This is a genomic window from Paenibacillus phytohabitans, assembly GCF_013141775.1.
Taxonomy (GTDB): Bacteria; Bacillota; Bacilli; order Paenibacillales; family Paenibacillaceae; genus Paenibacillus_AQ; species Paenibacillus_AQ phytohabitans.
Map to the genome: position 1 here is coordinate 60,849 of NZ_WHOB01000039.1, position 17,160 is coordinate 78,008.

Annotated in this window: 18 protein-coding genes; 16 read left to right on the forward strand and 2 right to left on the reverse strand. The window is 49.5% G+C overall.

Annotation, left to right across the window (positions count from 1 at the left end; all coding sequences use genetic code 11):
• Positions 1–12: 12 nt before the first annotated feature.
• From GC101_RS14560 to GC101_RS14570, 3 genes are read left to right on the forward strand one after another with little or no spacing between them, the layout of a single operon-like run.
• Positions 13–987, forward strand: a complete 975-nt coding sequence (locus tag GC101_RS14560; protein WP_246354335.1) for a TadE/TadG family type IV pilus assembly protein — start codon at positions 13–15, stop codon at positions 985–987.
• A gap of 27 nt (positions 988–1,014) precedes the next feature.
• On the forward strand, positions 1,015–1,527 hold the full coding sequence (locus tag GC101_RS14565) for an A24 family peptidase (protein WP_171717826.1): 513 nt from the start codon (positions 1,015–1,017) through the stop codon (positions 1,525–1,527).
• 41 nt (positions 1,528–1,568) lie between these two features.
• Positions 1,569–3,275: a DUF6382 and FHA domain-containing protein gene (locus GC101_RS14570; RefSeq protein ID WP_171717827.1), complete on the forward strand. Its 1,707-nt coding sequence runs from the start codon at positions 1,569–1,571 to the stop codon at positions 3,273–3,275.
• On the opposite strand, the gene GC101_RS14575 is transcribed toward GC101_RS14570, so the two are convergent.
• Positions 3,266–4,171, reverse strand: a complete 906-nt coding sequence (locus GC101_RS14575; protein ID WP_171717828.1) for a TIGR01777 family oxidoreductase — start codon at positions 4,169–4,171, stop codon at positions 3,266–3,268. The two genes, GC101_RS14570 and GC101_RS14575, sit on opposite strands and share 10 nt — an antisense overlap.
• A gap of 50 nt (positions 4,172–4,221) precedes the next feature.
• Positions 4,222–4,686, reverse strand: a complete 465-nt coding sequence (locus GC101_RS14580; protein ID WP_042140824.1) for a DUF2621 domain-containing protein — start codon at positions 4,684–4,686, stop codon at positions 4,222–4,224.
• A 171-nt stretch (positions 4,687–4,857) separates the two neighbouring features.
• On the opposite strand from GC101_RS14580, the gene GC101_RS14585 reads away from it, so the two are divergent.
• The 13 genes from GC101_RS14585 to GC101_RS14645 all read left to right on the forward strand — a co-directional run bounded on the left by GC101_RS14585 (position 4,858) and on the right by GC101_RS14645 (position 16,887).
• A complete protein-coding gene (locus tag GC101_RS14585; RefSeq protein ID WP_171717829.1) occupies positions 4,858–5,985 on the forward strand; it encodes a deoxyribonuclease IV in 1,128 nt (375 codons plus the stop codon).
• A gap of 46 nt (positions 5,986–6,031) precedes the next feature.
• A complete protein-coding gene (gene purU, locus GC101_RS14590; RefSeq protein WP_042134331.1) occupies positions 6,032–6,928 on the forward strand; it encodes a formyltetrahydrofolate deformylase in 897 nt (298 codons plus the stop codon).
• Between the two features lie 279 nt (positions 6,929–7,207).
• Positions 7,208–7,987 carry a hypothetical protein gene (locus GC101_RS14595; protein ID WP_171717830.1) on the forward strand — a complete coding sequence of 260 codons (780 nt, stop codon included), beginning with the start codon at positions 7,208–7,210 and terminating at the stop codon, positions 7,985–7,987.
• Between the two features lie 31 nt (positions 7,988–8,018).
• Positions 8,019–9,083 carry a CpaE/TadZ family protein gene (locus tag GC101_RS14600; protein WP_171717831.1) on the forward strand — a complete coding sequence of 355 codons (1,065 nt, stop codon included), beginning with the start codon at positions 8,019–8,021 and terminating at the stop codon, positions 9,081–9,083.
• The gene (locus GC101_RS14605) at positions 9,080–10,666 is read left to right on the forward strand and encodes a P-loop NTPase family protein (protein ID WP_171717832.1); all 1,587 of its coding nucleotides are present in this window, start codon (positions 9,080–9,082) and stop codon (positions 10,664–10,666) included. The genes GC101_RS14600 and GC101_RS14605 overlap by 4 nt, the downstream gene beginning before the upstream one ends.
• A 3-nt stretch (positions 10,667–10,669) precedes the next feature.
• Complete coding sequence (locus GC101_RS14610) at positions 10,670–11,719, forward strand: hypothetical protein (protein WP_171717833.1); 1,050 nt, start codon at positions 10,670–10,672, stop codon at positions 11,717–11,719.
• An 11-nt stretch (positions 11,720–11,730) separates the two neighbouring features.
• Positions 11,731–12,600, forward strand: a complete 870-nt coding sequence (locus GC101_RS14615) for a hypothetical protein (RefSeq protein WP_171717834.1) — start codon at positions 11,731–11,733, stop codon at positions 12,598–12,600.
• Between the two features lie 61 nt (positions 12,601–12,661).
• Entirely contained in the window at positions 12,662–12,871 is a 210-nt protein-coding gene (locus tag GC101_RS14620; protein ID WP_171717835.1) for a hypothetical protein, read from the forward strand.
• A 5-nt stretch (positions 12,872–12,876) separates the two neighbouring features.
• Entirely contained in the window at positions 12,877–13,020 is a 144-nt protein-coding gene (locus GC101_RS14625) for a hypothetical protein (RefSeq protein ID WP_156118554.1), read from the forward strand.
• 15 nt (positions 13,021–13,035) lie between these two features.
• A complete protein-coding gene (locus tag GC101_RS14630; RefSeq protein WP_171717836.1) occupies positions 13,036–13,416 on the forward strand; it encodes a hypothetical protein in 381 nt (126 codons plus the stop codon).
• 20 nt (positions 13,417–13,436) lie between these two features.
• The gene (locus GC101_RS14635) at positions 13,437–13,934 is read left to right on the forward strand and encodes a hypothetical protein (RefSeq protein WP_171717837.1); all 498 of its coding nucleotides are present in this window, start codon (positions 13,437–13,439) and stop codon (positions 13,932–13,934) included.
• A 53-nt stretch (positions 13,935–13,987) separates the two neighbouring features.
• Entirely contained in the window at positions 13,988–14,635 is a 648-nt protein-coding gene (locus tag GC101_RS14640; protein WP_171717838.1) for a hypothetical protein, read from the forward strand.
• Positions 14,632–16,887, forward strand: coding sequence for a hypothetical protein (locus tag GC101_RS14645; RefSeq protein WP_171717839.1), 2,256 nt, complete (start codon positions 14,632–14,634; stop codon positions 16,885–16,887). Before GC101_RS14640 ends, GC101_RS14645 begins: the two co-directional genes overlap by 4 nt.
• Positions 16,888–17,160: the final 273 nt, after the last annotated feature.

The window sequence follows — 17,160 nt, forward strand, 5'->3', positions numbered from 1 at the left end:
AGGATTGGCCGAATGAAGCTCTGTCTGCGGAAATCACCGGACCCGCGTGATGAAGGCAGCATGGTTGTAGAAGCGGCGCTGGTGCTACCCATGTTTCTGTTATTTGTCCTGTTCCTGATCTTTATTGTGCAAATGACACTATATTCCACGGCGCTGCAGAGCACGGTATCCGATACGGTTAAAATAGTCTCGGCGCATATGTATCCTGCGGCTTTGGCTGCACAGCAATGGGATGATGCAAGTGAAGCAGAGAACACAGATTCGTCCGCTGGCTCTGCCTCCCCGGGTGTATGGAGTATTCCGCGGTTGTCGATTGCCGAATGGAGCGAGCATTATGTGAAGGAGCTTCCTGAGCCTATGGAATCTTGGGTCAGCGCTGCTATCCAGCAGGGAGAAGGGCCGCTCCAGAAGGTGCAGGCCGGGGCTTCCGAGGCCGTATTGGATATAGCACTTAAGCCTATGCTGAAGCCGTATCTGTCTTCGGACTGGCTTGAATACAGCCGGATTCATGTGTCCAATGTAACCGTCCCTGATCTGAATAAAGGAACACATCCCTACTTCGGACTGGTAGTCAGCTATGACTTGCCGATGAAGGTCCCGTTCCTGAATCAAAAGATTGTACTTGAGGCCAGTGCAGTCGAACGCTTATGGATCGGCAACACTGATGTATCCGGAGATGGCGGTGAGGCCGGACCTGATGAGGAAACAGGCACCATTGTCGTCCTGGAGAAGCCTAATCCGGGCGTGGCGAATCATCAGGGCCTGATAAAGGTTAAGGTGCCTCCGGGCGCTTCGGCGAACCTGGCCATTTTTTACAAAAGTGGTCAGAGCACGGCCAAATATCTGGGCTGGAAGCAGGCGGATGAGAACGGATATATCGAATGGGAATGGAAGATAGGCGTAAATACAACACCGGGGACCTGGCCCTTCGTCATTTGTTTGGCTGACGGCACCACCTTGGAGGCTACTTTTACAGTTGTGAAATAACTGAAGTTTAGAGGAAGGGGAGTGCGGATGACAGAATGGGCTTTTTGGGGCTGCCTGCCGTTCCTGACAGCAGCATTATTCACCGATATACGCTGGATGAAGATCCCTAACTGGATTACATTGCCTGCACTTGTTGCGGGAATATCCCTGCAGGTGATTATGAGCGGCCGGCATGGACTGCTCTTATCTCTGTGCGGTGCAGGTTCGGGGTTTCTGCTGCTGCTGATCATGTATTTCATCGGGGCAGTGGGGGCAGGAGATGTTAAGCTTTTTGCCGGAATTGGTGCCTGGACTGGTGTATTGTTCTCCCTGCAGGTAATTGTGTATTCTGTGCTGTTGGGAGCCGTTGTCGGCTGGATCATGATTCTCTTCAGGCGGGAAGCAGGCCGGAGGGTACGCGGTATGTTAAGCAGAACAGCGGGATTCCTGCTGCTCCGTAATACGGATATGTTCAAAAAAGGACAGGGGAGTGATCTGCTCCGGTTTCCTTTTATGCTGGCTGTTTTTCCGGGATTTATCTGTGCGTATTATTATTTCTGACTTGAGGTTTGGAGTTATAACAGCTCAGGAGGTGAAGCTGCTTGTTTGGACTGGAACGTGATTTCGTGCAGCAGGATGGGATAACGATGCTGCTCGGTAAGCCAGAGGGATTGGCGGCAGGAGAGCTTAACATGGTTCAGGCCCGCATGCTGATGAACACCGGTATTCCGCATCATCTGCGGCTGCTTCTTAGAGAGATAGACCTGCAGGTGACACTGGAATATACCGTATCAAGACGAAAAATGCTGGGGGCTCTGCTCAAAAGTGAGAGGCTGAGCATGCTGGAGTTCTTCGGGCTGCTGCTGCAGATCGCTGCAGGAATGGAGGAGGGGCGCCTGTATATGCTGCGTGCAGAGCAGTACGCGTTGCATGAAGACTACATCTTCATTGAGGGCCCGTTAAACAGTGGAAAAGTATTCCTTACCTACCTTCCACTGCAGCATACAGAATCAGCTGTAAGTCCGGGGGAGTCACTCAGATCGCTGATCATGGTATTTATGGCGGCCATCCATGAGCTGTCCGGCGACGGAATGCAGCGGCTGCTGCAATACTGCGGGGAAGAGGCTTTCAGCCCAGCAGGGCTTAAGGAACTATTAGCAGAATTGCTGACAGGGGCAGACCAATACAGGGCTCCTCCTGAAGCCATGGGGCTGGTTCAGGGGAAGCTGGCAGGAGTATCAATTCGGTCAGCAGACAGAATGGAACAGCCTCCGCTCCGTAATCTGGAAGAGCCAAAGACGGCTTTCCCGGGGAGAGCAGCCTTCGCGTGGGAGCAAGGAGATAAAGACACAGTACCTCCTGCTCCTGGACAGGCGCCAGATCAGGCTCCATGGATGGGCGGCGCACCGCGGCTGAAGCGGAAGGATAGGGGAGCAACCGGAGAACAGCTGATGCCTGATATGCCTTTACATACCCGCCAAGCTGCTGTGGACGGAACATCATCGTATCGGACGTATATTGTACTTGGTGCAGTGCTGTGCGATGCGTTGTTATGGAAGTTACTCTATTTAAATAATCCCTTGACGCTTTGGCTTGCGGTCTGTGCAGCAGTAACTCTGGGGCTGGCAGTTGTATGCTGGATGGTGTGGAGCGGTAGAATTACCCGGGTCGGATCTGAGGAAGAGGAAGAATTTTTGGAGGAGGGGACAGAGGACAGGAAGGGTACAGGCCGGAAGCTGAGGAATGAGCTGGAATGGGATTTTGGCAGAAATCCGGTAGCGCCGCTCCGGCCTTCAGCTCCCACTTACACCCGTTCAGAACAAGCATCATCTGCTGCAATCTCTTATCCAAAGGGGACAATGGCAGGCGGACAGGGTATAGCCCCGGAGACTGCCGAGGGCCGGATTCATGTGAAAGAAGCGCCTGCTGCAGTAGCTGCCACGGCGCTGCTTATCCGGGAACCGGAACCGGTTAAAGGGGGCGGGCTCGCATCAAGCGGGCGGGCAGTTCCTTATCTGGAAAGAAGCGAGGCCGATGAGGGCGGAACTCCTGAGAGAATTGAACTGAACCGCCCCAGCTTCATTATTGGCCGCTCTTCAGAGGTCGCCCAGTATGTAGAGACATCTGAAGGGGCATCGCGGGTGCATGCCGAAATTTCCAGAAGCGCGGGCGGATATATCCTGAAGGATCTGGACTCCAGGAACGGTACGCTTCTCGCTGGTGAGGTTATGGTTCCTTATAAAGAGTATTCGTTGACCGAAGGAGCGGTGTTCACGATTGTTAAGGGCTGTTATACGTTTCACACTTGAGATTTCAGCTGTTCAAGCGCCGGCTGCAGGGTTGGATAGGTGAACGTGAAGCCGTTATTCACTGCTTTGGAAGGAAGTACACGCTGTCCCTCAAGCAGAATTTCCGACAGCTCACCTACGGCAGCCTTCAACAGAAATGCCGGGACGGGGAACCAATGCGGACGATGATAGACTTTGCCGATCATGCTTCCGAATTGTTCGTTCGTAACCGGCTGCGGTGCAGTGGCATTGACAGGACCCTCGATCTCAGGATGAAGAATGCAGAATTCGATTAGCCGGACGATATCCGTCAGGTGAATCCAGGACAGCCACTGCTTGCCGCTGCCGATTCTGCCACCGAAGCCAAGGGAATAAGGCAGCTTCATTTTGGGAAAAGCGCCGCTCTCATTGCCCAGCACAACGCCTGTGCGCAGTTTGACCAGCCGGCAGCCGGAATAGGCTTCATCGGCAGCCTCTTCCCAGGTCTTGACGACTTCTGAAGGGAAGTCTACAACGCGGGTTGGAGAAGATTCATTATAGGTATCCTGCCGTGAAGTCCCGTAAATGGCGACAGCAGAGGACTGGACGACTACCTGGGGCTTATGCTGCAGCGACCGCAGCAGCTTCCCTGCTGCGGTAACGGTTTCCAGTCGCGATTTCATAATCGCCTGCTTACCGCTTTGAGTCCAGCGCTGGCTAAGGGAAGCTCCTGCAAGATTAACCAGTACATCTGCGCCTTCGGCAGCTTCTGGATTTGATTTCAGACTGTCCCAGGTAAGATAGCTCAGACCCGGATGAGATCGTGGGTTCGCCGGAAGCTTGCGGCCGACACTGATGAGCTGATGCCCGCTTTGCAGCCAATGTTCGGTTAGTTCGCTGCCGATGAAGCCGCTGCCTCCGCAAATGATATATTTCATAGGGGTGCTCCTGTTCTGGACGCCTGACCATGGCGTGACCTGATTAGCAGTTATTTGACTAAATGTTTATAAGGTGTGTAGTCGATGCCGTTCTTTTCCAGGAAGGTAACCAGAAAGCGGTTGTCGCGCCGTGGTGTGGCTATAATATAGCCTTTGATGCAGTGCTCGCGGGTTACCTCCGGAGCGTTGCTCTCCACAGCAATTCTGCCGATCTCAGCAGCAATGGAATGTTTGGCGATGTCGCGGAAGGGGCCGGGTACCGGCTGAACCAGCTGGTCCAGAAAAGCCTTCATCTCGTCGCTCCATAGTGGACGGCTGCGTTCTACCCAGTAATTCTGCCAGTCCAGCTTGGACTTGCCGTCAGCCTTGGGCAGTACCTTCAGAAATTTGCGGAACATAAAATAGCCGCCGATGCACATACAGCCCAGCAGTAAAAAGGTCCAAAATGCGATGGAATTCATAAACCAATTGCTCGGAGCTGCAGATAACAAGCTTGAGGGTGAATGAAAATGCATGTATACACCGCCTTTGACAATGATGATTGTCACTTTCCTTTTACTCATCTAAAGTATAGCGTATTTCCAAAGTTTTGCGAAGCGGAAGCGGGCTTACGGGGCTTGCCTAGATTTATTTTCCCGATCACGGTAGAATAAGGGTTAATTCGTGAAGGAAAGAGGGAAATAGGCATGCTGAAAATAGGTTCACATGTGTCCTGCGCGGACAAGGGTCTCCTGAGCGCGGCCAATGAAGCAAATGAGTACGGATCCACCTCGTTTATGATATATACGGGAGCGCCGCAGAATACGCGCCGTAAGCCGATTGAATCGATGTTCCCTGAGGAAGGGAAGCTGGCTATGGCGCAGAATGGCGTCGAAGAGATTGTGGTTCATGCCCCATACATTATTAACCTGGGCTCCTACAAGGAAAGCACCTACCAGCTGGCAGTTGATTTCCTGCAGGAGGAGATCCGCCGTACCCATGCGCTCGGTGTTAAGCATATCGTCCTGCATCCGGGTGCATTCACTGACAAGGATGCCGAATACGGCATTCAGCGTATTGCTGACGGACTAAACGAAGTGCTGGGCGGTACGAATGAGACGGAAGTGCATATTGCTCTGGAAACAATGGCCGGCAAGGGAACAGAGGTCGGACGCAGCTTCGAGGAGATTGCTTCCATTATCGATAAGGTCGAACATAATGAGCGGTTGTCTATTTGTCTCGACACCTGTCACATTCATGATGCCGGATACGATATTGTGGGCGATCTGGATGGCGTGCTGAAGAAATTCGACGATACCATCGGCCTGGAACGGCTCGGCGTTATCCACATTAATGACAGCAAGAATCCGCGGGGAGCGGGCAAAGACCGTCATACTCCGATCGGCTCGGGCTATATTGGTTTTGAGACGATCAACAATGTCGTACATCATGAAGCACTGGCAGGTCTGCCGTTCATTCTGGAGACCCCGTGGATTGGCAAGGATGCCAAGAAGCTTCGTCCAATGTATGAAGTGGAAATTGCTCTGCTGCGCGGGAATGTGGCTGAACGTTTCGGAGCGGAGTTCCTGCAGGAGCTGGAAGAGCTGCATGCTTTTTTTGCCAAACAGGAGCTGGACTCCCGCCGCTATGTGCTTGATGTATGGGAATTGCTGAAGAATGATGCCAAAGCCAAAAAAGCCGATCCCCGTGAACCGCTGGAACGTCTCTATGATCAAGTAATTTCCGCCGGATTATTCCCTCAGCTTAGTGAGGAAGCCGTCAACCAGCGGCTGATCGCCTGGCTGGCAGGCAAGCAGCTGCTCGTGAACGCTTAATCCAACAAAAGATTGCGCAAGCAGATGAGAGGATGGACGGAGAAATATGGAGTTACATGTGAAAAGAGATCATTCATCAGGCGGACAATATCCGGACCGGGCGCGTATGCTCATTTCCTGTCCTGACGGGCCGGGAATCGTAGCGGCGGTGTCGCATTTCTTGTACCAGCATGGTGCGAACATTGTGCAGTCGGATCAATATACGATGGACCCGGACGGCGGAATGTTTTTTATGAGAGTGGAGTTTGACCTGCCTAAGCTGGATGAACGGCTGGAAGAGGTGCGGACGATCTTTGGCGGCGTTGCCGAGCGCTTCAAGATGAACTGGCAGATCTTCAATGTAAGCCACAAGAAGCGGCTGGCGATCTTTGTATCCAAAGAGGATCACTGTCTGGTGGAGCTGCTCTGGCAGTGGCAGGCCGGTGATCTGGATGCGGATATTGCACTTGTGGTCAGCAACCATACGGACATGCAGGCTTATGTTGAATCCTTCGGCATTCCTTTCCATCATATTCCGGTTACAGCGGATACGAAGGAAGCCGCAGAGAAACGTCAGCTTGAGGTGATCGGTGATGATATCGATGTGATCATTCTGGCCCGGTATATGCAGATTATCTCCCCTTCGTTCATCGAGCATTACCGGCACCGGATTATCAATATCCACCATTCGTTCCTGCCGGCATTCGTCGGCGGCAAGCCGTACGCCCAGGCGTATCAGCGCGGGGTCAAGATTATCGGCGCTACTGCCCACTATGTGACAGAAGAGCTGGACGGCGGTCCGATTATCGAGCAGGATGTGCAGCGGGTCAGCCACAGCGATGATGTGAACGAGCTTAAGCGCATCGGACGCACCATTGAACGGGTAGTTCTGGCCCGTGCGGTGAAATGGCATATTGAGGACAGAATCCTCGTGCATCATAATAAAACAGTAGTTTTTAATTAAGCAGCGAAGCATTCCAGTTAACCATTACAACCACTCCGGTAAAGGTCAGGAATCACACGGAACACGGATGTTCCTAACATCCTTCCGGCCTGATTTTTACCGGAAACATCTTCAGCCGGGAGCTTCTCCCGCAGCCTCAAGCTATACAACAACCTCACAGTAATAATCTAATACACTTCTCACCACTACAGGTAAAAAAGCATTTTACCGGCATTTTGGATCTTAATCCAAAATGTATTTTGTTATGTGCATATTTCACATTCAAAGGGGGTAAAGGGCTTGTCATCGCAACGCGGACATTTATTAAAACGCAATTACATCTTTGCCTTTCTCATCCTGACCACCGGCTTCGGCGGATTGCTTGGCTATGATCTCTATTTCAAACCCTATGTACTCTCTCAGACCGTCGTCAAAATCAAGGTGGATGGCGGAGGCTTTTTACCGAAAAATTATGAGCTGAAGCCCAGAGATCTCTATCTGGATTCCGTGCAGACCAAAGACATTCCGGCTGGTGTCATCCGAAGCCTGGATCAGGTGGAACAGAAGATTACGAATGTGAATCTGACGGATGGCAGTATTCTGACCGAATCACTGATTGATATGAGCAATCTGGAGCCGCAGCAGGATGAGGGGATATTCCCTATACCCAAAGAGGCGATCTATGCCATTAATGGTTCTCTCCGCAGCAGAGATAAGGTGGATATTTATCTGGTAGAAGGGGATTCGCCGGTTAAGGACCGGACAGGCTATAGCCCGGCAGCCGAGGCAGCAGAAGCTTCCGCAGGAATGAAGGTTTCAGGACCGGCATCTGCGGTGGATGAGGAAATTCAGCCGGCGCTTCCCGGTCGCAAAGTATTTCTCAGCGGAGTAACCGTGAATTATGTGCGTACCGAAGACAACAATGATGTGCTGGATTCGGAGAATGGCAACAACAATAACCGCTTCACCTCGACCGGGAAAGTAGCTACGCCGGAGCTGAAGCTGAAGAAGAGTGACGGGGAGCTGCTGGGGGCATTTTTGGAACAGGGCAAGAAGCTGTGGATCGTAAGAGTGGAGTAGGAGAGTAGAGCAGAAGGGAGGAAGGACGAGCTTGAAAATATTCAGTCTGGGTATGGATCAGCTGACCATTAATGAAATAAAGCTTGCCGGATTTACGGTCATTGCCCAAAGCGTGCTGCCTGAACCGGCGCAAGCCGGAGGACATTTGCTGATGGTGACAAGCGAGCAGGTACCGGTATCCGGACTCAGCGGGCTGCGCCGGAGTTATCCGGATTCCAACATTTTATATGTATATCTGCAAAAAGGAGTGAGGGGGTATCAGGCTATTCATATGCAATGTGAGAGCCTGGGAATCTTCTTCATGCCTCCGCGTTCGACCTCATCAGCAATCATCGATAAGCTGCGCTACATGCTGGAGGATGAACAGGCAGAGCGGGGAAATCTGATCGGATTCTTCGGGTCCGGGCCGGGCATTGGCTGTACAAGTGCAGCTAAGCTATTCGCCAGACGGATTGCGGCTTCGGGGCTGCGGGTGATCGTGCTGGGTCTTGATCTGTACGATCCGGGTTATGACCGTAAGACAGCAGTCAGTCTGGACAGGCTGCGGCCGCGGATTACCGGCAAAATGCTTCACGATGAGGACTTTGCCGGGTTTGTGAAGCAGGAAGGATATTCGTATCTGCCGGGCAACTTCGATTATTTAAGCGCTCAGGACTATCAGGAGGAGGAGATCGAGTATTTACTGGCCAGAGCAAGTGACAATGCCGATGTAGTGGTGGCTGATTTCGGGTCCATTCCGGAAAGTGCCGCCTGGTATGTGGGTATGCAGAAATCAGTGCTGCGGATGATTGTAACGCATCCCCGTCATGAATACAGGCTGCAGCCTCTGATGGAGTTGGCCGGGCATATGGATCTGCATCCGCAGGATTTCCAGTGGATCATTAACCGCAGCAATGTAGAGGAGCTGACCTCTTCCAAGAATCTGGCGCTGCGTTTTGGCAGTGAGATCCTGCTGGAGCTTCCGTATTACCAGCCTTTCCTGGAGAGCCTGCCGCTCGGCAAAAAAGAACTTCAGCATGTAGACGATAAGGTTCACGCGCTGCTGGTCTCGCTGGGTCTGGCCTTGGAAGTCCGAAAGAAGGGAATATTTCAATGATTGAATATCCGGATGAAGCTTGGCCGCTGAAGCAGGGGCGAATTCCATCAAGATGGACTCCGCTAGACCCTGAGCATGGAAGGCGGCAGGAAGAGGAGGACGGGAGCGGACTGGCACTGTCTGGATTAGCGAAGGAGACAGAGGACATACGGCTTTTCTCACTGAAGCAGAGCGTGCTCCGTACCAGCAAACCTGGCAAGGAAGACTTCTACGGCTTTCTGCAAAAAATGAAAAGTGAAATGAACGCCGGACTGGAGCGTGAGGATGACAGCTATTTCGAGCTAAATGCCAAGGCGTTGATTGGTGATCTGCAGGCAGTCAGCTTTTTCATGAACGAGATCGAGAAATATTTGCGCCGTACCCCGTTTACGGGCAAGGTGCCGGAGGCTTACCGTACAGCTGCTGAAGCGCTGTTTCATGAATGGAAAGGGTTCGGACCCGCGTACCGCTGGTTTACGGACCGGGCTTATAGTGAATCAACCGGTCTGCAGATGATCGGACGGCAAATTTTCTATAACCACCAGGGCAGGTTTGTAGCTTATCCGTATGAGATGCCTTCGCTGGATCGTGTAGAGCAGCTCAAGCGATCCCTTTTGAAAAGCGATCCCAACAAAAAGCTGAACAAGGATAACCCTTCGGTGGAATTCAAAATGGATGATCCCCTCTGGCCAGGGCGGTTCATCCGGTTAGCCATCTGGGTGTCGCCGCGGGTCTGGGAAGGCTTCACCACCATATCGCTGCGCCGCCAGGTCGTCGAATTCCTGGATCTGGATGATCAGGCTGGCACAGAATGCATCCCTGCGGAGGCGATTGAACTGATCCGTGCGCTTACGGGTACGTTTCGAAATACGATTATCGCGGGTGCCGTAGGCTCGGGCAAAACCACTTTTGCCAATACAATTGTCGGTGAGCAGCTGCTCGGGTCCTCCTCCTGCATGGGAGTGGTGATGATTGAGAAGCATCCGGAGTCAATTCTGCCTTATCAGATCAAGGGCCACCGGATCATTCCAATCCAGGCATCCAATGAGGAGCTGATGGAGGTCGGCGTGGAATCGCTGCGGCATGACCCGAACATTCTCTATATGACGGAGATGCGTTATAACGAATGGGAATTCTATCTGTGGAGCGGCGAGAAGGGCTATGACGGCATTACCGGAACCTTTCATACGGTGGATTCGGAGGATATTCCTTACCAGGGTGCATTTGCCGTATCTACACGGATTGGCGGCAGCCTGAAGGGGCATTTAATCTCAGCGCTGAAATCCTGTGAGCTGGTATTTATTCTGGAAAGTGTGCCCGATGGGAAGAAGCGGCTCGCGCGGATCTCCGAGGTTTTTTATGAGGAAGCCAGCAACTCAGTATTCGCTAATGATCTGATGCGCTGGGAGCCGGAGCAGTCGGCCTGGAGCTACAATGACAAGCTGACGCCGGGACTGATGCTGAAGATGAAGAAAAAGAATGCACGGGCCACGCGGATTATGCTGCAGGAGCTTGGACATCTCGCTGCTCAGAAACCAATGGTGGACCCGCTGAAGGAAAGCTTGAAATCCAGGATTGTTTTGAACGAATTAGGGAGGGGGTAGCCTGTGGCGCTGCTGTACTATATCATCCAGTTTGTCTTTCATTTACTGGCCGCGGGCGGATTGTGGCTATTGGTGAAGCCGCTTATTGAGCGGCATTTATCGCAGTGGGGACAAAAGATGGATTTCCGGATGAACCTGAGGATGAGTCTGTTCGGCAAAAAGGTAAGCATGATTAATAAAAGAATGTGGCTATACCGCCATCTGGATGATTTGCTGTATTTTGCCCATAAGAGGTATGAGCCGGGAATCAGTGTTATGCGTTTTGTCACCCGTTCAGGCATGCTGTTCACCGGGGTGTTTCTATCGGGTCTGCTGACTCTGCGGGAGCTGCCGGGACATATGAGCTTTAATAATCCTTTCCTGGAGGGGATTGTGTTAAATGACGGTACAGCTGTGCAGGATGCTTGGCGGCTCCCGCTGTTTCTGGCAGTTCTCTCGGCAAGCATTCCATACTTACGGATGAGGTATACCTATGCTCAGAGGAAAGTGCGGGGGAGCTACGATCTGCTCGATGTGATCAAAATCGCCACCAAATTCACTCATTTATCTGCGGATTCCATTCTGTCGAGGACCAGTGATTTGCTGGCCGGGGATAATGTACTGAAGACTCCCTTGAAGCTGCTTGGAGCGGCGTTTGCCAATTACAGTAATGAACGGGAGCTGAATGAGGAGGCGGGGCGTTTTGCCGGAGCGATCGGAACGACCTTTGCCGTAGAATTCGTATCGGATCTGCTCTATTGCGAGAAGGAAGGCACACGTTATCTCAAAAGCTCGCTTATGATGCTTAACCGCTCCATGGAGCAGCAACGGGAGACGATTCTGACGGTCAAAGCAAGCAGCAGGGATGCGATTAGCCTGGGGCTGTATGGAAATTTGGTTGTGCTGGTTTCTTCGGTTGGAACATTTATGTACATGCTGAAGCCCGATGTCTATTTCAAACTGCAGTTTGAGACTACCGTTGGTCTTACATTTATGATGGTCATCATTGCGGGAATGTTCATCTCGTTCATGATCAGTACCATCCTCGCCAGGCCCAAGCTGGACTACCACTAAGGTGATGAATAATGGATAGATTACTACTTTTGATAGCTGTAACAGGTATTGTGTATCTCGCTCTATTGGTTTTTGTCAGCAGCAGCAGCCGTCAGGAACGTTATGTGCTCCGGCTCGGCGTGAAATGGAAGGCCTTCGGGGAACGGGTGCAGAATGAACGGCTGCAGCACTTGCTGAATCAGAGCGGTCTGCCCATATCAGCAGCCAAAATCACACTGTTCCGGTACTCGGCGGCTCTGATTTATCTGCTGGTTCAGACGGCAGGTGACTTCGTACGTTCAGAGTCTTTGTCTATTTATGATCCGCTTATTGCTGCGCTTATTCTCCTGATTACCAGTCCGCAGCGGGTTCTGCCGCTTGGCTGGCTGCTGGTCTGGCTGCATCAGAAGACACTTATTCAAAAAGACGGGGAGCTGATTTCCTTCATCCGTCTCTATGAGAATAACCGGTTGCGCAAGCGCGGGTATGTGGAGTTTGGAGCCTTTTGTGCAGGGACAGCCAGCCACTTCAATTATATCCGTCAGGATCTATATGAGCTCTCGGAAAGGGCGGTAGATGAGGGAATCGAACGGGCGATTGAATGGTTTTGCGGCAAATTTCCCGAGAACCACGCTTTTATCAACGATATCCGTTCGATTCTGCTGGCGACGGAGGGCATGGATGATGATCATGAAGCAGCGAATTATTTAAGGGAGCAGGGCAAGATTATCACCAAAATATCGAGCGACCAATATCTGAAGAAATGGTCCTTCATCGGCGATGTATCGACCATCATTAATGTAATTCCGTCTATCGCTACCTTCCTGATGATTGTATGTCTGGCTATGCAGTACATTATGCTGATTAAGGGCAATTTTAGCGGTGTGGGGATGTTTCAATGAGTGAATTTTTGTATATTCAAACAGCACTTAAAAATATAAAATAAAAAGGGAGATATTAACAATGAAAAAGGACGCTATTTCTACTGGTTTATTTATCGCTATCGGATTTCTGTGTGTGGCTATCGTAATCGCAATTCTGATTCCTGTCGTACGGGACGTAATCGACGATGCAGATGATAACAGACCGCTCATTCCGGCGGTTAGCCTGGTTGAGCCGTCAGGCTCGGGGGAAGCAGCCGTAACGTATACCATCGTTCCTCCTTTGGTTTAACGGAGATGAAGAAGGACTCGATTTCCGTCGCACTGTTTCTGGCTATTGGCTTTGTGATTGCGGGGATTTTTATCGCCGGGGCAACAAGCATTATCGGCGGCAGCCAGGATGATATCATTACCCATGTCAAAGCAGTTGAACAGTATTAAAAGGAGGCGCTGCGCTTGAAGGCAACCGTCCTCCGGGCATTGTTTATGTGGCTGGTGCTGTTCATTATCCTGCAGCCGATTTTTACGTATATTGATTATCTGCTAGATTTGCAGGTCAAAGCTAATACATCTTATATCACACAAAAGGCCGCAACCGAAGGAATGGTTACAGCCTCTATGAGAGGCGAGGTCATCTCGAACCTGAAGGCTGTCGGTTTTCCGGAGAACTCTATTGAAATTACTAGTAGTACGGAAATGATTCTTGAGCGCAAGCAGCGGATAGATGTGTATGTAACAGCGCCAAGGGTAAACCTGTTTCCCTACAATTTCTCCGGCGTCTCCCAGCCGACACGTTATTATGGGCACGGCTCGATCATGAGTGAATATCTCGATTAACTAAGGGATGAAGCTGAACAATGGATTATATTATTAAGCTGGCATTTGTCCTGCTGATCTTTATCTACTCCTGGTTTTTTCAAATTCAGAATCAGGAGTGGGACATCATGCGCAGTATGCTCAAGGATGCCAACAATATGGCGGTTCACGATGCATCACAGGAGTTAAACGAAGCAGCACGGGCACAAGGTAGGTTGATTATTGACCCATCTGCGGCGTATGAGACCTTCCGCCAAACGCTGCAAAGTAATCTGGGACTGGACGACGGCTTATCCCCCTTAGCGGGGAGCCGGCTCCAGGCTCAAGTGAGGATCGTCAAGTTCGACATTGTGGATGAAGCAACGGGAGATATGTTTCCCATGCTCTATGAAGACCCTGCTTACGGCATTACCAAATACATACAGGGACCTTCGGTCATCGCGGTTATTGAAACGGAGCATCCGGTCCTGATCTCCAGAAACAAAGTACAAGAAGCAATTACCGTGCCGGCAGTTCAAGAATATAAGCTGAATCATTAGTCATATTAGCTTCGGTTCTGACTCAACTACTACAATTAAGGGAGAGTACGATTATGAAAAAGACGATGCTCAGCAAAACAATGATGGGGAGAACAGCTGTGAAAGCCATACTGGCAACAGCATTGTTAGCCGGTGGAATTGTAGGTCAAGTTGGGGCTGTCAGTGCAACAGCTGCAAAGCCGACGGCGGCTCCGATTATGAGGGATAATCTTTCGAAGTATGGGTTGGTGAAAGATGTGGAGCTTCCGGTAACAGTTGAGGCTGGGGGACTTAGTTATACGCTGGAGAAGATTATGATTTATGATTTTAATTCTAAAGATGCGCAGGGTTTGATCAAGAGATTCAACTACTCTCCTAGCTCGGGCATGTACTTAAACCCTAAATCGATGATTTGGACTAAAATAATCATCAAGAACAACAGTAAAAAAACCATTGATAATTTTGATGGTAAATCAAAGTGGTCAATACAAACGGCAGATTTTGATCAAACCGATCCCATTCAATCATGGTCTAAAATTGGTAAAACTAATGATAAAGAGGCTCTTAATGCCTACAAACTAAAACCTGGAGAGTCGCTTAGTACTTACCAAGCTTATTATTATACTGGAAAATTTGATTACCTGGCTATCCGGATATTTTATGCAGGTGATTTTAGTGAAAAGTATATGGTACTTCCTGCTGAATTGAGAGAGGTTAAATGAAAAAAAAACTCCTTCTATTAGTATCTATAATATTGTTTTTTTCTACATTATCCATACCTATAACTCAAGCTGCAAATTCGAAACAAGGGTCTATAAGTATACCTATTACTACTGGTTTAACAGGATCAGATAATAGTGTGAAAACCTATTATCTAGATCTTCCAAGTGGAGTTTCAGGCAACGCAATAAGATCTGATACACTAAAATATACGGGGAATAACGAGAAAATAAATCTTTCCGTTGAAAATGGGAAAATAAAAGTCACTTTAAAAGGAAGTTCAAATATAAAAGAATTAGATGTTCAAGGATACAGAGCATCATTTGGCGCATATTACAGAACAGATATTTATAACTCTATCTGGTTGTATTCTGATGGAAGAAGATGGCAAATTAACGAATATGATGAGAAAAATAATCGAATGAAGACAAAGGATGTGCCTGCTACTGATGGATCCCCTTCTAAAAGCCCTCCTTTAACAGTAGTATCAGCTGGGCCATTACAAGATACAGAATATTTGAAATGGTATAACGGTTCAAAAACTGAGGTAATTGAATCGCAATTTGTAAACACTAGTAGTATAGCTCCAGTTATAACTACATATTCAAGTTATGCAAATGGAGAACCGAAATTTAAAAATGGGAGAGTGATCATTAACTATTATATACCTAATACTGTTCCATTTTTATCAGAACCAGTTGATGGGTTATCTGGAAAGGCAGAAGGACGAAGGTACTTTGCATTTGCTAGTTATTATTATAAAGCGAAAGCCAACGTCACCACCTACAGCTACGGAGGCCTTGTCACCTTCGACTACGGCCTCCCCGATGAAGCGACCCTCACCGGTGCAGCAATCCTCGAAAAGCCCTCACCCAATCCGGCAAAGTTCGAGGATAAGGACGTGCCGGTACAAATTGACCTAAAAGGGGAGCTGTTGGCATATAAAGATTCGTCTAACATCGAAGAATGGGTGTTTTATGCCAAGGAAAAGGGGAATGAGAGCACACTGAAAACGCTAAAGGATTATTCTAAAACCCTTACGTCCTCAAAGAAAATAGATTTTACGATTCCAAAGTCAAAAGTGAAACCACCTAGTATCACACAGGAATACGAATTAAGTGTAGTCGTGAGGTTCAAGAAACCCGTTGTAACCAAAACGGGAACCATCACTTCATTGAAGGAGTCCTACAACGTTAAAGCCGGAGTGTATACAACTCCAACTCCTCCAGGCGGGGACTTTCCAGGACCAACATCTCCTCCAAATCCTCCGCGAGAGCTGAAGCCACCGATTGCTCTTATCTCAGCGCCAAAGACGATTAAGGCAGGACAAGAGTTTGAAGCCAGCGGCGCAGGCTCCTATGATCTGGATGGCTTTATCAAAAGCTACTATTGGGACACGCCGAATGCTATAGGAGAATTGACGGATCGGCCGCGGGGGACCCTTTGGTACGATAAGGAGCACTTAGGTAAGCAGTCGCTGGCACTTACGGTTTTGGATGATGATTCAATGTCCGGGAGCACCAGTACTGAAATTACGGTCATTGAGCCGGTTCCGAATGCGTCCATTTATGCGGAAGGAACCTTGAAACAGAACCGGAAGGTCATTATTCGCAGTTATAGCAGCAGCCCTACACATTACCCGTTGGTAGATTCAAAAACTAAAATTACCATTACTGCCGTTTCTGGCGGGACCAACGCAGACATAAAATACAGCGGGTCGCTGAATGGTGTGCCAAGTAAAGATGTACTGTTTAAAAAGCCCGGCAGATATAAAGCAACAATCTATGTCGAGAATACCCTGGGGCTGTCTGCGAGCAACGAGGTGTCGTTTGATATTGTACCGGATGAGAAGCCCTTTGCTTACTTCACACTTCCTGGATCAGCGTATCGTAACCCTGCAGATGGCAATCAGGCGACGATCTCTATCGATGACATGTCCTATTCTCCGGATAAGGATATTGTGGCCCGGAGGCTATGGGAATATCGCTACGATTCGAATAACAACGGAAATTTTGCAGATGAGAGCTGGGTCATCTTTAGTAATGACAATTTAGATCATCTCAATCTTAAAGTGCGGGATGTTGGACAATACCACGTAAGGCTCACCGTGTTCGAAGAATTTGGTCAGCCCACGATTGATGAATTTGTTACCCAGGATGATCGCCAATCGAACAACTCAGACATCACACAGAATGCTATTGAACGAATCTTTAAGGTTAAAAATCAGGCGCCAGATGTGGATTGGTCATGGTAGAAAGGAAAGAATATGCAGAAATTTAACAAGGCACTCTCAATATTCATGGCTGCTGTGTTATTGCTTCTAACCTGGCCTGAAGCTTTTCCGGGAAAGGTGCAGGTAGCTGCTGCCGGTGATTCCAATGTAATCAACTATATTGATATTCATATTGAAGCCTTCAGTCAAACAAGAAAATGGGAACCCGCTATGGGTGGGATCGGTGATGTAAGTATTGAAATGCCGGGTCTTACCCTTAAAAATCTACGTTTTGATCTGACCACTCGTCACTTG

Bases quoted from the DNA above. Each gene is read 5' to 3' on its own strand.
- GC101_RS14560 (WP_246354335.1), top strand. From the start codon at position 13: ATGAAGCTCTGTCTGCGGAAATCACCGGACCCGCGTGATGAAGGCAGC.
- GC101_RS14565 (WP_171717826.1), top strand. From the start codon at position 1,015: ATGACAGAATGGGCTTTTTGGGGCTGCCTGCCGTTCCTGACAGCAGCA.
- GC101_RS14575 (WP_171717828.1), bottom strand. From the start codon at position 4,171: ATGAAATATATCATTTGCGGAGGCAGCGGCTTCATCGGCAGCGAACTA.
- GC101_RS14580 (WP_042140824.1), bottom strand. From the start codon at position 4,686: ATGCATTTTCATTCACCCTCAAGCTTGTTATCTGCAGCTCCGAGCAAT.
- GC101_RS14585 (WP_171717829.1), top strand. From the start codon at position 4,858: ATGCTGAAAATAGGTTCACATGTGTCCTGCGCGGACAAGGGTCTCCTG.
- purU (WP_042134331.1), top strand. From the start codon at position 6,032: ATGGAGTTACATGTGAAAAGAGATCATTCATCAGGCGGACAATATCCG.
- GC101_RS14605 (WP_171717832.1), top strand. From the start codon at position 9,080: ATGATTGAATATCCGGATGAAGCTTGGCCGCTGAAGCAGGGGCGAATT.
- GC101_RS14615 (WP_171717834.1), top strand. From the start codon at position 11,731: ATGGATAGATTACTACTTTTGATAGCTGTAACAGGTATTGTGTATCTC.
- GC101_RS14620 (WP_171717835.1), top strand. From the start codon at position 12,662: ATGAAAAAGGACGCTATTTCTACTGGTTTATTTATCGCTATCGGATTT.
- GC101_RS14625 (WP_156118554.1), top strand. From the start codon at position 12,877: ATGAAGAAGGACTCGATTTCCGTCGCACTGTTTCTGGCTATTGGCTTT.
- GC101_RS14635 (WP_171717837.1), top strand. From the start codon at position 13,437: ATGGATTATATTATTAAGCTGGCATTTGTCCTGCTGATCTTTATCTAC.
- GC101_RS14640 (WP_171717838.1), top strand. From the start codon at position 13,988: ATGAAAAAGACGATGCTCAGCAAAACAATGATGGGGAGAACAGCTGTG.
- GC101_RS14645 (WP_171717839.1), top strand. From the start codon at position 14,632: ATGAAAAAAAAACTCCTTCTATTAGTATCTATAATATTGTTTTTTTCT.